Annotated in this window: 15 protein-coding genes; 8 read left to right on the plus strand and 7 right to left on the minus strand. The window is 33.4% G+C overall.

The genetic code is table 11. The features are described 5' to 3' along the window. Positions 1-38: 38 nt before the first annotated feature. The 4 genes from ilvA to BUE10_RS22995 form a co-directional block, all read right to left on the minus strand. Complete coding sequence (gene ilvA / locus BUE10_RS22975; RefSeq protein WP_073489394.1) at positions 39-1,283, minus strand: threonine ammonia-lyase IlvA; 1,245 nt, start codon at positions 1,281-1,283, stop codon at positions 39-41. 342 nt (positions 1,284-1,625) lie between these two features. Continuing rightward, entirely contained in the window at positions 1,626-2,162 is a 537-nt protein-coding gene (locus tag BUE10_RS22985) for a DUF4136 domain-containing protein (RefSeq protein WP_073489397.1), read from the minus strand. 161 nt (positions 2,163-2,323) lie between these two features. Next, on the minus strand, positions 2,324-4,300 hold the full coding sequence (locus tag BUE10_RS22990; RefSeq protein WP_073489399.1) for a urocanate hydratase: 1,977 nt from the start codon (positions 4,298-4,300) through the stop codon (positions 2,324-2,326). 334 nt (positions 4,301-4,634) lie between these two features. Further along, entirely contained in the window at positions 4,635-4,820 is a 186-nt protein-coding gene (locus BUE10_RS22995) for a DUF5522 domain-containing protein (RefSeq protein ID WP_073418076.1), read from the minus strand. 117 nt (positions 4,821-4,937) lie between these two features. On the opposite strand from BUE10_RS22995, the gene BUE10_RS23000 reads away from it, so the two are divergent. The 4 genes from BUE10_RS23000 to hemL all read left to right on the plus strand — a co-directional run bounded on the left by BUE10_RS23000 (position 4,938) and on the right by hemL (position 8,463). Further along, positions 4,938-5,273: a hypothetical protein gene (locus BUE10_RS23000; RefSeq protein WP_073489401.1), complete on the plus strand. Its 336-nt coding sequence runs from the start codon at positions 4,938-4,940 to the stop codon at positions 5,271-5,273. Next, entirely contained in the window at positions 5,270-6,178 is a 909-nt protein-coding gene (locus BUE10_RS23005; protein WP_073489403.1) for a 1-aminocyclopropane-1-carboxylate deaminase/D-cysteine desulfhydrase, read from the plus strand. Before BUE10_RS23000 ends, BUE10_RS23005 begins: the two co-directional genes overlap by 4 nt. Further along, positions 6,171-7,061, plus strand: a complete 891-nt coding sequence (locus tag BUE10_RS23010; RefSeq protein ID WP_073489405.1) for a glucosaminidase domain-containing protein — start codon at positions 6,171-6,173, stop codon at positions 7,059-7,061. The genes BUE10_RS23005 and BUE10_RS23010 overlap by 8 nt, the downstream gene beginning before the upstream one ends. A gap of 115 nt (positions 7,062-7,176) precedes the next feature. Continuing rightward, entirely contained in the window at positions 7,177-8,463 is a 1,287-nt protein-coding gene (gene hemL / locus BUE10_RS23015; RefSeq protein WP_073489407.1) for a glutamate-1-semialdehyde 2,1-aminomutase, read from the plus strand. A 180-nt stretch (positions 8,464-8,643) separates the two neighbouring features. On the opposite strand, the gene BUE10_RS24325 is transcribed toward hemL, so the two are convergent. Together BUE10_RS24325 and BUE10_RS23025 are read right to left on the minus strand one after the other, a co-directional pair. Further along, entirely contained in the window at positions 8,644-9,384 is a 741-nt protein-coding gene (locus tag BUE10_RS24325) for a hypothetical protein (RefSeq protein WP_234984797.1), read from the minus strand. A gap of 162 nt (positions 9,385-9,546) precedes the next feature. Beyond that, entirely contained in the window at positions 9,547-9,987 is a 441-nt protein-coding gene (locus tag BUE10_RS23025; RefSeq protein WP_073489409.1) for an SPFH domain-containing protein, read from the minus strand. 187 nt (positions 9,988-10,174) lie between these two features. Between BUE10_RS23025 and BUE10_RS23030 the strand changes: the two genes are divergently transcribed. From BUE10_RS23030 to BUE10_RS23045, 4 genes are all read left to right on the plus strand, one after another. After that, positions 10,175-11,194, plus strand: a complete 1,020-nt coding sequence (locus BUE10_RS23030) for a 2-hydroxyacid dehydrogenase (RefSeq protein ID WP_073489411.1) — start codon at positions 10,175-10,177, stop codon at positions 11,192-11,194. Between the two features lie 69 nt (positions 11,195-11,263). Further along, positions 11,264-11,860, plus strand: a complete 597-nt coding sequence (locus BUE10_RS23035) for a hypothetical protein (RefSeq protein WP_073489413.1) — start codon at positions 11,264-11,266, stop codon at positions 11,858-11,860. 150 nt (positions 11,861-12,010) lie between these two features. Beyond that, a complete protein-coding gene (locus BUE10_RS23040; protein ID WP_234984798.1) occupies positions 12,011-13,165 on the plus strand; it encodes an AAA family ATPase in 1,155 nt (384 codons plus the stop codon). A gap of 2 nt (positions 13,166-13,167) precedes the next feature. Next, on the plus strand, positions 13,168-13,761 hold the full coding sequence (locus BUE10_RS23045; protein WP_073489417.1) for an RloB family protein: 594 nt from the start codon (positions 13,168-13,170) through the stop codon (positions 13,759-13,761). A gap of 56 nt (positions 13,762-13,817) precedes the next feature. On the opposite strand, the gene lysS is transcribed toward BUE10_RS23045, so the two are convergent. Continuing rightward, a complete protein-coding gene (gene lysS, locus BUE10_RS23050; protein ID WP_073489419.1) occupies positions 13,818-15,521 on the minus strand; it encodes a lysine--tRNA ligase in 1,704 nt (567 codons plus the stop codon). Positions 15,522-15,654 lie beyond the last annotated feature (133 nt).

The following is a 15,654-nucleotide window of genomic DNA, read 5'->3' on the forward strand; positions in this document are numbered from 1 at the left end:
TTAAAAGGCTGTCTAATTTTTAGGCAGCCTTTTATTTTTTATCCAATTAGTTGTGTAAACAAATCCTGATTATCGTTTAAGTATTGAAATTCAAATCCGTATTGGGTCATTTTCATTTTGATAGGCAGAATATCTTTTTTCTTTTTCAATTCTAAACCAACAATAACAGAACCAACTTCACGGCTGTTTTTCTTGGCAAACTGAAAATAAGTAATATCATCATCTGGCCCTAAAATGTTATTTACAAATTCTTTTAAAGCTCCGGGACGCTGCGGAAACTGAATCATAAAATAGTGCATTAAACCTTCGTAAAGTAAAGAGCGTTCTTTTATTTCGGCCGTTCTTTCGATATCGTTATTACTTCCGCTGACAACACAGACAACATTTTTGCCTTTAATTTTATCTTTATAAAAATCTAGAGCAGCAATCGTCAAAGCGCCCGCTGGTTCCACAACCATGGCTTCTTCATTGTACAATCGTAAAATGGTCGTGCAGACTTTACCTTCGGGAACTAAAATAATATCTTCTAGATTATAACGGCAGATTTCAAAAGTTTTATCGCCCACTTGTTTTACAGCCGCGCCATCAACAAATTTGTCGATTGTTTTCAGTGGTGTATTTTTATTTTCTTCAATTGAAGTTTTCATCGAAGGAGCGCCTTTTGGTTCAACGCCAATAATTTTAGTATTTGGGCTTAAATGTCTGAAAACTTCAGATAAACCAGAAGCCAGTCCGCCGCCGCCAATCGGAACAAAAACATAATCAATTGGTTTTGTATAACTTTCCAAAATTTCAAGTCCAACCGTTCCTTGTCCGGCAATAACTTTTTCATCATCAAAAGGATGAATAAAGGTTTTATGATTTTTGATAGCATCTGCCGTTGCCGATGCATAAGCGTCATCAAAAGTATCTCCGGTTAAAACAATTTCAACAAACGATTTTCCAAACAATTGTACTTGTTTTACCTTTTGTTTTGGAGTTGTTTTCGGCATATAAATTTTACCTTTTATATGCAGCAAATTACAGGAATAAGCAACGCCCTGCGCATGATTTCCTGCGCTGGCACAAACAATTCCGTTTGCTTTTTCTTTATCATTTAACGTAGAAATCTTATTGTACGCGCCTCTAATTTTATACGACCGAACAATTTGTAAATCTTCTCTTTTTAATAAAATAGTCGATTTAAACTCGTCTGAAAGATTTAAATTTTGTGTAAGGGGCGTCGCGGCAACTACATTTTCGAGCTGCTTTTTTGCGTTAAGTACTTCGTTAAATAAACTCATAATTTGTTTGTTTTTTTGCCACGAATTGCACGAATTTGCACGAATTTTTATTATCCCAAAGAAAAATAATTCGTGTCAATTCGTGTAATTCGTGGCGGCTTTTTAATTATTCTTAAAAATAAAAAACCTCCCGATGTGGGAGGTTTTTATAAATTATATTTTACTTATTTATATAACACCTCGCCATCATTGCTGAATTGCAATAATGCTGATAATCGCGATAATAATGTTATTAAAGTTTTTCATTTTTAACTGATAGAGTAACAAATGTACTTATTTTTTTCGAAGTAATAAACAGCCGTTTTGTAAAAAAACTGAATGCTAAATACTGAAAACTGAATACTATTTTTTAACTGGCGGATATTGAGCTAAAATTTTGTTTACGAACTCACCAATTTTTTCGTCTTTTTTATCAACGTTTTTAGTCAAAGTTCCTAAACCTTCACCTTGCCAGATCATTTCTTTCTTTTTAGCATCAATTAAATCAATGTATAAAGTTCCTTCTGTAGAAGTCGAAACAGTAGTTTGTCCGCCGTACATCATATAAGGATTCCAACCCCAGCCCCAGCCGTAACCCCAGCCAGCACTAAATTGGTTTACATTTACCTGTTCTCTCGATTTAGTAAAAATGTTTACTAATAAATCAGGATTATCACTTTTTGTGAAACCTTTTGCTGCCATTTCATTATCGATGGCATGAAGAATACGTCTTTTATCTAGATCTGAAATCTCAACTTTGTCAATTCCGGGCTTAAAGAAAGCATAAGTTTTATAAGGCGCAAAATCGACATTTTTGTCGTAATCAGAATAAACAGTAACACTGCTGCAGGATGAAAGTATCAAAAGCAGAAAAATCGGAACTAACTTGAATGTTTTCATATTATTAGAATTAAATGTTCTTGTTCGGTTTATTTTATCATAAAAGCAAATTTTACGTTTGTCAGGCTGAGCGAAGTCGAAGCCCTTTTTTGCTTACAAGCCTTCGACTTCGCTCAGGATGACATTGCGTTTATGATAAAATCTTTTTAAAAGAACTTTAACTAAAGTAAACTTTCGTCAACAATATTAGGTAAAGTTACTTTTAATAAAGGCTCGACTTGCATCGCTCTTTTTATAGCAAAAATAGCTTCATCATTTCGGGCCCAGCTTCTTCTTGAAATTCCGTTGTTAACATCCCAAAAAAGCATTGATGCTAAACGCTTTGAAGCCTCTTTAGAGCCATCAAGAACCATACCAAATCCGCCGTTTATAACCTCTCCCCAGCCAACTCCTCCTCCGTTATGAATTGATACCCAGGTTGCTCCTCTAAAACTGTCTCCAATTACGTTTTGAATCGCCATATCGGCCGTAAAACGAGATCCGTCATAAATGTTTGAAGTTTCTCTATAAGGCGAATCAGTTCCAGAAACGTCATGGTGATCGCGTCCTAAAACAACAGCGCCAATTTCACCTTTTGCAATAGCTTGGTTAAAAGCTTCAGCGATTTTAATCCTGCCTTCGGCATCAGCATAAAGAATTCGGGCTTGTGAACCTACAACCAATTTATTTTCCTGCGCACCTTTAATCCATTTAATGTTATCCTGCATTTGCTGCTGAATTTCACTTGGAGAAGTCTTCGCTAATTCTTCTAAAACCTGACTTGCAATGGTGTCTGTCTTTTGTAAATCTTCCGGTTTTCCAGAAGTGCAAACCCATCTAAAAGGTCCAAAACCGTAATCAAAACACATTGGTCCCATAATATCTTGAACATAACTAGGATATTTAAAATCGATATTATTTTCGGACATTACATCAGCACCAGCGCGTGAAGCCTCAAGTAAAAATGCATTTCCGTAATCAAAAAAGTAAGTTCCTTTTGCGGTATGCTTGTTAATCGCAGCTGCGTGACGACGTAATGTTTCCTGAACTTTTTCTTTAAATAAATCAGGATTTTCAGCCATTAATTGATTGGCTTCTTCAAAAGAAATTCCAACCGGATAATAACCTCCAGCCCACGGATTGTGAAGTGAAGTCTGATCTGAACCTAAATCAATCTTGATATTTTCCTGATCAAAACGCTCCCAAACGTCCACCACATTTCCTAAATAAGCAATCGAAACCGTTTCTTTATTTGCTTTCGCCAAAGCTACTCTGGCAACTAATTCATCTGTAGAAGTTACGACTTCATTAATCCATCCTTGTTCGTGACGGATTTTAGTAATTTTCGGATTTACTTCGGCACAAACCGTAATACATCCGGCAATATTTCCGGCTTTTGGCTGTGCGCCAGACATTCCGCCAAGACCAGAAGTTACAAATAAACTTCCTTCAGGATTTTGTTTTATTTTTCTGAAACCATTCAAAACGGTGATTGTAGTTCCGTGTACAATTCCCTGTGGGCCAATGTACATATAACTTCCTGCTGTCATTTGTCCGTATTGTGAAACGCCAAGTGCATTCATTTTTTCCCAATCGTCCGGTTTAGAATAATTTGGGATAACCATTCCGTTTGTAACCACGACTCTTGGCGCTTCTTTATGCGAAGGAAATAATCCCATCGGATGTCCTGAATACATCGTTAAAGTCTGCTCATCTGTCATTTCAGACAAATACTGCATCGTCAATAAATATTGTGCCCAGTTTTGAAAAACCGCTCCGTTTCCGCCATACGTAATCAATTCATGCGGATGCTGCGCCACTGCATAATCCAAATTGTTTTGAATCATGTGCATAATCGCTTTTGCCTGTAATGATTTCCCTGGATATTCATCAATAGGGTGGGCGTACATTCTGTAATCCGGACGAAGGCGGTACATATAGATACGTCCGTATTTTTCTAATTCTTCTGAAAATTCAGGAATTAATTCAGCGTGATGTTTTGGATCAAAATAACGCAATGCATTTTTTAAAGCCAGCTTTTTTTCTTCTGCCGAAAGGATTTCTTTTCTTTTCGGAGCGTGATTAATAGCCGGATTGTACGCTGCTTTTTGAGGTAATATATTTGGAATTCCTTGTTGTATTTGTTCTTTGAAAGTCATTTTTTAAGATGCTGAGTTGCTAAGTTAGTTTTGTTAGATTAACAACAGATTAATTTTTTGTTTTTTAAATTATGTTGTCCGAATGGAACTTTAAATGCACCAATACTCAATTGAATGCAATTGGAATTTGGATTTTTTTAAAATTATCTAATTTTCAAATTGGCACATTTTCTAATTAAAAAACTAGGGATAACGGATATCCGACCTGTGATAAGACTTGTGGATTTTAATCCTGAATTTTCTTGAATGGATATCCATATGATATTTTAGATTGTTGATTTTAGATTTTAGATTGGAATTTGGAGTTTTAAAAATTGGAATTTATTTTAATTATCTAATTCGCCTTCTTTCTTATTTCACCTGTTCGTTTATCAAAACCGTACGGACAATGACGGCAGCCGCTTTTACAGCAATAACCTCTTTTTAAATGATGTTTTTCAGTAAAGCATTTGTAACCTTCGGGTGTATAGTAAAAATCTTCGCCTTCGATTAATTTATTTTCATTACTTTGCTCTTTCATAAATCTGCTTCGCGTTCGTGTTTCGGTAAATTTAAAAATCAAAAATATAAATATTTGATTATGATTTTATTGAAATCGAACAATTTTATAGCTACAAATTTATAAATTTTACAGCCAATGTTTCTGATTGTTGCCAAATATTTAATTCCGAAAGGATATCGCGGAATGGCTGTATTTCCGTTTGTGATTGTAAAATATGGTTTTGATAAAGCAAATGCAGTTTTCGTTAATCATGAAAAAATACATTTGCGACAGCAGTTAGAACTTTTAGTAATTCCGTTTTTTGTCTGGTATTTTCTGGAATATTTAATTCGTTTACTTCAATATAAAAATGCAGAATTGGCGTATCGAAATATCAGTTTTGAAAGAGAAGCTTACGCCAAAGAAACCGATTTTAATTATCTGAAAAACAGATCCTTTTTTCAGTTTCGACATTATATTAAATTAAGATGAACCCAGTTTTTAATCAACATATTTTTATTGATTTTCCGAATGATATTTCTTTGACAATAAAGCGAGAAGATTTAATTCATCCGTTTGTTTCGGGCAATAAATTCCGAAAATTAAAATACAATTTACTTCAGGCGAAAGCCGAAAACAAAGATACTTTACTGACTTTTGGCGGTGCATTTTCCAATCATATTGCTGCAGTAGCTTTTGCTGGAAAAGAGCAGGGTTTTAAAACGATCGGAATTATTCGCGGCGATGAACTTTTTGATAAAATCGTTGAAAATCCAACTTTAAAATTTGCCCAGGAAAACGGAATGAAATTTGAATTTGTTTCTCGCGAAGAGTATCGTTTAAAAAATGAAACTTCCTATATAGAAAAGCTAAAAGACAAGTTTGGCGATTTTTATTTAGTTCCCGAAGGCGGAACAAATGAACTTGCTGTAAAAGGCTGCGAAGAGATTTTAACCGATGAAGATTCGGTTTTTAATTACGTTTGCTGTGCTGTTGGAACTGGCGGAACAATTTCGGGATTAATAAATAGTGCTAGGGAAAATCAGAAAATTTTGGGCTTTCCGGCGTTAAAAGGTGACTTTTTAAACGATGAAATTCGTATTTTTGCAAAAAAAGATAACTGGAATTTAATTTCTGACTATCATTTTGGAGGTTATGGCAAGATAAATTTAGAATTAATCGAATTTATTAATGGTTTTTTTGAAGAAACAAAAGTGCCCTTAGATCCAATTTATACGGGAAAGATGGTTTTTGGCGTTATAGATTTAATCAACAAAAATTATTTTCCTGCACATTCAAAAATACTACTCATTCACACCGGCGGATTACAGGGAATTGAAGGAATGAATATAAAGTTGAAGCAGAAAAAATTACCAATACTCAAAAAAAATGATTAAAAAAATTGTACTGCTCTTTACAATAATAGTTTTGGCAAGCTGTTCGTCAAGCAAACCAGCTGTCGCTGCGACGAAAAAAACGACGGTTCAAAAGCCAAGAGTAGCGACGACGAAAAAACCAGCTTACAGCAAACCAGCAGTTAAAAATTACCCTTCCACAAATAATACAACTGAAGTTATTCAATCTACTTCAAAAACAGTTGTAACCAGCGATTTAATCAATAATTACATTTTGCAGTTCAAAGATATTGCAATGGGAAATATGAAAACGTACGGAATTCCGGCAAGTATTATTTTGGCGCAAGGAATCTTGGAATCGGGTGCGGGAAAAGGAGATTTAGCACTTGAAGCGAATAATCATTTCGGAATTAAATGCCATAAAGACTGGCTTGGGGAAAGTGTTCGTCACGATGATGATTCGGCACAGGAATGTTTTAGAAAGTATCCCGAAGCTGCAGAATCGTATCGAGATCACGCTTTATTTTTAGTTGGAAAAAACAGATACGCAACTTTATTTACTTACGAAAAAGACGATTATAAATCGTGGGCAAAAGGTTTGCGAGCGGCAGGTTATGCAACAGATCCGAATTATCCCGATAAATTAATCAGTTATATCGAGCGTTATAATCTGCATCAATATGATTGTCAGGTAACCGGAAAAAATTATACGCCAATTAGTAAAACGACTACAAATCCAACTAAAAGTACGTCGCCGGTTAAAACAAATTCAAATTCAAACGATCCTAATTTGTATGAAGTACAACAAGGTGATACGTTATATTCGATTTCAAAAAAATTCAATTTATTGGTTGACGATTTAAAGCAAAAAAACAATCTAACCGATAACGCGATTTCAATAGGACAGAGGTTGAAGGTTAAGTAACTAAGTGTTCAGTCTCAGTTTTCAAATAATCTAAAAATCCAAAATAAGTTTTCAGTTTAAATCTAAAATCTAAAATCTAAAATCTAAAATCTGAATTCAAAAATCTAAAATAAGAATGTTATATAAAAGAAGTAGTCAGCTTTTTGCTGAAGCAGAAAAAGTAATTCCGGGAGGAGTAAATTCACCAGTAAGAGCATTTAAGGCAGTTGGCGGAACTCCAATTTTTGTAAAAAGTGCCAAAGGTGCTTATTTATATGATGAAGACGGAAACAAATTAATAGATTATATCAACTCTTGGGGACCAATGGTCTTGGGTCACGCTTATCAGCCGGTTGTTGATGCCGTAATCGAAAAAGCAAAACTGGGAACTTCGTTTGGAATGCCAACAGAACTGGAAACTGAAATCGCAGCTTTGGCGGTTTCTATGGTTCCGAATATTGATAAAATTCGATTTGTAAATTCTGGAACAGAAGCTTGTATGAGTGCGATTCGTCTGGCTCGTGGATTTACAAAAAGAGATAAAATAATAAAATTTGCTGGCTGCTATCACGGACATTCTGATTCATTTTTAATTCAGGCAGGAAGTGGCGCGGTAACTTTTGGATCGCCAAATAGCCCAGGTGTTACAGAAGGAACTGCAAAAGATACCTTATTGGCAAAATATAATGATTTAGAGAATGTAAAAACTTTAATCGAAGCTAATAAAGGTGAAATTGCGGCAATAATTATCGAAGCAGTTGCCGGAAATATGGGCTGTATTCCACCTGTAAAAGGTTTCCTTGAAGGTTTAAGAGAATTGTGTACAGCAAATGGAATCTTATTGATTTTTGATGAGGTTATGACAGGTTTCCGTTTAGCCCGCGGAGGAGTTCAGGAATTGTATAATATCAATGCTGATATTGTAACTTTCGGAAAAGTGATTGGTGGAGGACTTCCGGTTGGAGCTTTTGCTGCGCGTGAGGAAATCATGAATTATTTAGCACCTCTTGGACCAGTTTATCAGGCAGGAACATTATCTGGAAATCCGCTTGCAATGGCGGCTGGATATGCAATGTTGAAAGCGTTAGATACTGACCGTGAAATTTTTACTCGTTTAGAAGAAAAAACAGCTTATTTAGAAGCTGGAATTGACAGAGTTTTAAAAGCAAATAATGTTGTTTTTACCATCAATAGAGTAGGTTCTATGATTTCTGTTCACTTTGATGCAAATCCGGTTACAGATTTCCAAACTGCTGCAAAAGGAGATAATGAAACGTTTAAAAAATTCTTCCACGGATTATTGCAGGAAGGAATTTATATTGCGCCATCTGCATACGAAACATGGTTTATTACAGATGCTTTAACGTACGAAGATTTAGACTTTACCATTAATGCGATCGACAAGGTTTCGAAAACATTTTAAATAATAAAAAAGAGGTTTTAAAAGCCCACGGATAACACGAATTTCACGAATTTTCACAAATTTTCATTTAGCCTAGTTTGTGGAATTTATTGCAACAACAAATTGGTGTCAATTTGTGAAATCCGTGTTTATAAAAAAAAAGAAAGAGGTTTTTTAAAGCCTCTTTTTTTTGATCTCAACTTACATTTTATCTTTTCGGTGATCTTTCATTTTGTCCTTATGCTCTTTTTTAATGGCAGTCCATTTTTTGTATTGATCTGCATTTAAAATAGATTTCATTTTTGCATCGGCAGCTTTGTGATCTTCTTCCATTTGTTTTTTTATGGCTTTTCTTTCAGCGTCAGTTGGTTTTGCATCAGAATCTTTTCTGCTTTTTTTAAGCATTTCCATTTTGGTACTTCTTTCAGATAAAAGTTCACTTACTTGTTTTTGCTGATCAGCGTTTAAGTTTAAATCAGTTGTTAACTTTTGCAAATGTGACTGATTGCGTTCTTGCGGCGTTTTGTGATCTTTATGATCTCCTTTTCGGCTGTGGCCTTCATGTTCTTTTTTTAGAGCCGTCCATTTTGTGTATTGATCCGCATTTAAAATGGCTTTCATTTTAGCATCATTGGCTTCTTTGTCGGCTTTCATTTGTTTTTTAAAAGCTTCTCTTTCCGCATCAGTAGGTTTTGTTTTACTGTCTTTTCTGTCGTCTCTAAATTTTTCTGCTTTAGCACTTCTTTCAGCCAAAAGCTGTTTTACTTCCTCCTGCTGCTTTTTATCTAAATTCAAATCAGAAGTTAATTTTTGTAAATGCTTTTCATTACGCTGTTCCGGAGTTAATTTTTCTCTTTGATCGCGTGCCGGTTTCTGATTGATGTCTTGCGCAAAACTTACTATTCCAACGAATAATAAAGCTGTGATAAATAATTTTTTCATTTTTCGTTTTTTTAAAGGTTTATAGCAATTAGACATCAACAGATTTATTAAGTTTAATGAGATTGTCAGATTTATCTTTTAATTAACAGAAACTATTAAGGAAAACATAATAAGATCTGAAAACAAAAAAGAGGCGCAGCGGCCTCTTTTTGTAAACTATATTTAGTTGTTTTCTTTTTTGTAATCTTTCATTTTGTCTTTAGCTTTCTCTTTATTTTTTTCTCTTAAAGATTGCCATTTCGTATATTGATCCGCAGTTAAGATTGCTTTCATTTTAGCTTCGTTACCTTCTTTTTCTGCTTTTAATTCATTTTTAAAAGCTTCTTTTTCAGCATCAGTTGGTTTTACATCGCTGTCTTTTCTTGCTTCTCTTGTTTCTCTGAATTTTTCTGCTTTAGCACTTCTTTCAGCCAGTAGCTGTTTTACCTGTGCTTGTTGGTTAGCGTCTAAACCTAATTCTGTAGTTAACTTTTGTAATTGTTTTTCGTTACGTTGTTCGGGAGTTAATTTTTCTTTTTGTTCACGTGCCGGTTTTTGGTCGCCATCTTGTGCAAAACTTGCTATTCCGATCAATAGCATAGCTGCGATAAATAATTTTTTCATGATTTGTTCTTTTAAGGTTATAGTGTTTAGACTTTATTAAACTGAATAGGTTTAATTAATATTGTTTGAATTGCTGTTTATTTAACTTTTTGAAATGTAAATATTTAAGGTTGAGGCTTTCCTGCATATTGAAAATATTTTCTTATTTTTAGGAAACCAATAAAATACAATCCAAAAACAAATTATCATGAACTCTTCTTTATCAAACTATAAAATTGCTTTCTTTTCAACGCAGCCCTACGATAAAACTTTCTTCAATAAATACAATGCCAGTTTTGGTTTTGAACTGGATTTTTTCGAAACACAATTAAATCCGCAAACTGTAATTTTAATTGAAAAAGCAGAAATTGTTTGTGTTTTTGTAAACGACATCGTCAACGAAGCTGTAATAAAACAATTGGCTGAAAAAAAGATGAAAATCATTGCACTACGTTGTGCAGGGTTTAATAATGTTGATTTAGAAGCTGCTAAAAAATACAACTTAAAAGTCTGCCGTGTTCCCGCTTATTCGCCACAAGCTGTTGCAGAACATGCGATGGCCATGATTTTAACTTTAAACCGAAAAACGCATAAAGCCTACAACAGAGTTCGGGAACAAAATTTTTCCTTAAACGGATTATTAGGTTTTGATTTGTTTGGAAAAACAATCGGAATTATTGGAACTGGAAATATTGGAAAAGCTTTCGCGAAAATTGCTTTAGGATTTGGCTGTAAAGTTTTGGCGTATGATATTGTTACCAATGATGAAATGATAAAAGACGGAGTTTCTTTTGTTGGTTTAGAAGAAATATTTAAATCGAGCGATATCATTTCACTTCACTGCCCGCTCAACGATCAAACGAAACATGTTATTAATAAAGATTCGATTGCTTTGATGAAAGACAGCGTTATGATTATCAATACAAGCCGCGGCGGATTAATAGAAACGGCCTGTGTTATCGAAGGTTTGAAAGAAGGTAAAATTGGTTATTTGGGAATCGACGTTTACGAACAGGAAGAAAAACTATTCTTTAGAGATCTTTCTGCCGATATTATTCAGGATGATGCGATTCAGCGTTTAATGAGTTTTCCAAATGTTTTGGTAACGGCGCATCAGGCGTTTTTTACTAATGAAGCTTTAACGCAGATTGCTTTGGTAACTTTTAATAATATAAAATCATTATTGACGGATAATGATATCGAAAATAAAGCAACGCTGCTGGTTTAATTAGCTTGTCGAATATTTTTCGTAATTTAATTACTTGAAAATGAAGATGTAGATTTAAAATATCAGATTATGAAAAATAAAATTATAATTCTAATCGCAATTTTGGCATTGTATTCTTGTCAAAGTAAAACGGAATCAAAAAACATTATTAAAACGATTGTTCAGGATACATTGTATAAAACAATTGGAGGAACTGCTGATGTAAGTAATGCTCCCGCAAAAGATGATAAAGCAGCCAAATTGATTCGGAAACAATTGAATGTTTTATTAAAGAAAGATATTCCCGCAATGGCAAAAGAAGACAGATTCTTTTATTATGAAGCTTTTGATTTAAATAATGATAAGAAAAACGAATACTTTGTTGGTTTCTCCAATTCCTATTTCTGTGGAAGCGGAGGCTGTTCGGGATATATTTTAAATAACGACGGAAGTGTAATTAATCATTTCACCGTAACTGATTTTCCAATTTATGTAACTACTTCATCTACTGAAAAATTCTATAATCTTTTAATGAAAAGCGGTGGTTTATTTCATCTTATAAAAATGAAAAACGGGAAATATCCAACAAATCCTTCTACTGAAGAAAAATGGAAAGGTGATCTTCCAAAAGAAAGTACTAAGGTTTTGGATATTTATGATAAGAAGTTGGAGAAGTATTCGTTTTAAATTACAAACAAAACTATTTTAAGTATTTAATGTTTAGAGCTCAAATAAAGTGTATATTTGTATAATATTTACAAATTAAACCTGTATCTGATGTTTTTAAACTTTAGAGTGTCAAATTTCCGATCGATTAATGAAACGGTTGAATTGTCTATGATACCAAGTGATTTAAAAAATCCAACAAATGTAATCAAGAAGACAAATCCTGAAGCAACCAAAAATAAAGATTATTATGCATTCACTTCTGCAGCTATATATGGACCAAATGCAAGTGGAAAAAGTAATATTATTAGGGCTTTATATGAATTTAAGGAGTACGTGAGAACTTCTACAGATAATAAACCTAATGATATTATTTCATTGTTTAATCCATTTAAACTTCATAAAACGAATATTAATAAGCCATCATCTTTCTCAATTGATTTATTAATTGAGAATGTTTTATTTAATTATAGTATTAGAGTTGCTCGTGATGAGATTTTATATGAATCTCTTTTTAGTTACCCAAAGGGATTAAAAGTTAAAGTTTTTGAAAGGTTTCGTCAAGAATTTATTAAAGGGAATGGTTATGAAGGAATTTTCGAGTCTATAAGACAGCGTACAACAGAAAATCAATTGTTTTTGGGTAAAGTAGCTTTAGAAAACAATGAAATTGCGAGAAAAGTTTATTGGGGAATAGTCCAAATACTTACACTTACGACTGATACGCTTCATTCTGATGATTTTAATAAAAAAGAGAGTAGCTCTATTTTTTTGGATGATGAAATTTTAAAGTTATCTAAATCATTAATTCAAAAAATTGATACCCAAGTTGTTGATTTTGAAGAAGAAAATGGAAAACTTAAAACATTTCATTTAGATACGAATGGACAAAAGATAGAATTTGAATTTGATGATGAGTCTTCTGGAACACAAAGGGTTATTGCTTTTATACCATTAGTTTTTCTAACTTTAAGTTATGGAGGTATATTTATTGTAGATGAATTTGAAAGAAGCTTGCATCCAGAAATTGCGCAATATATATTAAGATTGTTTAACGATCCGGAAATAAATATTAAGGGTGCTCAATTTATTTTTGCTACTCATGATACTACTTTATTAAGTCCTGAAAATAAATTAAGAAGAGATCAGATTAATTTAGTGGAAAAAAATATAAAAGGAGAAACAGAATTATATACTGTTTCTGATATTAAAGGAGTTAGAGAAGGTAATTTTGAAAAATGGTATATCGAAGGAAGGTTAGGGGCGGTGCCAAATATTGCAAAAGAAACTTTTAGGCATGAATTAATTGAATTTATAAATTCTTAAGAATGGCTAAAAGAAGACCAGTAAATAATTTTAAAGTAAGATCATTTAAAGAGAAAATTGTAATTCTTTGTGAAGGATTAACCGAGAAAAATTATTTTAATGCAATGAAAGAAGATTTGGGTTTACCTAAAACTATAGCAGTAAATGTAATTGATTGTAAAGGAGATGTAACTGATATTTTAAAAAATGCAAAGAAAGATGGTTTTGAAAAAATATTCGTAGTTTTTGATCATGATAATTTTCCAAAAAGAGGAGATGTTTTCAAACTTGCTTCTCAAAAAGATGCAGTTGTTATTTTTTCTAGTATATGTTTTGAAACCTGGTATTTGTTACACTTTAAAAATTCGACCAAAGCTTTTATTTCAGAAGCAGAGCTAGAAAAAGAACTAAAAAAATGTACAGGAATGGAAAGTTATGAAAAAAATAACTTTAAACATTATTCAATTCTAAAAGATAAAACGGCTATTGCAAAATCAAATGCAGAAAAGACTAGATTGACTGTTATTAAAAATAATGATGGGGTAGAAGTTTTTAATTTAAATCCTTTTACTAATGTAGATGAATTAGTTGTTTATTTAGAAAACCAAAAACAATAAAAAAAGGAGCTTCAATAAAAAGCTCCTTTTTAAATTTTATATTATTTCAAAAGAATTTACTCCACCAATTCCACAGTTTTAAACTCGCCGTCAACGACAACTTTAGTCAAACCATGTTTCGATAAGTTTTTCATAGACACATCCCATTTTTTACCGCTTAAAGCAGAAGTAACTTTTAGCTGTCCTAATTCCATTTTATTTTCATTTCCTTTCAATAAAGTAATGATTACTTTTTCTTCATCAGAAAGTTCAATTTGAGCTTGTTTTTTCTCCGGACGCATTTGCGGGAACAATAAAACTTCCTGAATCGAAGCGTTGTTTGTTAAATACATAATCAAACGATCCATTCCAATTCCCATTCCAGACGTTGGAGGCATACCGTATTCAAGCGCTCTTAAGAAATCTTCATCAATAACACCGTTTGCTTCATCATCACCTTTTTCAGATAAGCGCATTTGATCTTCAAAACGCTCACGCTGATCAATTGGGTCGTTTAATTCAGAATAAGCATTTGCTATTTCTTTACCACAAACCATTAATTCAAAACGCTCTGTAAGTTCAGGATTGTCGCGGTGTTCTTTACAAAGAGGGGACATTTCTTTAGGATAATCCGTAATGAAAGTGGGCTGAATGTAGTTTCCTTCGCATTTAGCTCCAAAAATTTCATCAATTAATTTTCCTTTACCCATTGTTTTATCAACCTCGATTCCCATTCCTCTTGCAGCTTCAAATAATTCTTCTTCCGTTTTTCCAGAAATGTCAAAACCAGTAAAATGTTTGATAGAATCAGTCATTGTAACGCGTGCATAAGGCGCTTTAAAGTTGATTTGGTGTTCGCCAAAAGTAACTTCGCTTGTTCCGTTTACGGCAATAGCACAATGTTCAAGCAATCCTTCAGCAAATTCCATCATCCAGTTGTAGTCTTTGTAAGCTACATATATTTCCATTGCAGTAAATTCAGGATTATGCGTTCTGTCCATTCCTTCATTACGGAAGTTTTTAGAGAACTCATAAACACCTTCAAATCCACCAACAATTAATCTTTTTAAGTACAATTCGTTTGCAATACGCATGTAAAGCGGAATATCAAGCGAATTATGGTGTGTGATAAACGGACGCGCTGCAGCTCCACCCGGGATTGGCTGTAAAACCGGAGTTTCAACTTCAAGATATCCTGCATCGTTAAAGTACCCACGCATAGCGCTGAATAACTTAGTACGTTTAATGAAAGTTTCTTTAACATGTTGATTCACTGTTAAATCTACATAACGCATTCTGTAACGTAACTCTGCATCATTAAAGGCATCGTGAACGTTTCCTTCTTCATCTACTTTAGGTAAAGGAAGCGGACGTAATGTTTTACTTAAGAAAGTAAATCCGTTTACACGGATACATTTTGCACCAACTTGTGTAGTAAACAATTCTCCTTCAATACCAATAAAGTCACCTAAATCAGTTAATTTTTTAAATACCTGATTGTATAAAGTTTTATCGTCACCTTCACACAAAACATCACGATTTACATATAATTGAATACGTCCTTCGCTATCCTGCAATTCAGCAAAACAAGCTTTTCCCTGATCTCTCACGCTCATCAAACGACCCGCAACGATAACCTTCTTACCTTCTTCAAATGACTCCTTTATTTGCTTAGAAGTATGATTTACAGGAAAAAGATTAGCTGGATAAGGATTGATTCCCAGACTGCGTAAGTTTTGAAGTTTTTCTCTTCTGATGATTTCTTGTTCTGATAATGCCATTTTGTGCTCTTTTTTTAAGTGTGCAAAGATAAAGAAAAGAATGTAGATTTTAGAATGCAGGTTTTAGATTTTTTGCAATAGCAATTTATTGGATTTCAATCTTTAAAATGAATGGGGAAATGGGTGGATTGTT

It is taken from the genome of Flavobacterium sp. CF108, from assembly GCF_900129795.1.
Classification (GTDB): Bacteria; Bacteroidota; Bacteroidia; order Flavobacteriales; family Flavobacteriaceae; genus Flavobacterium.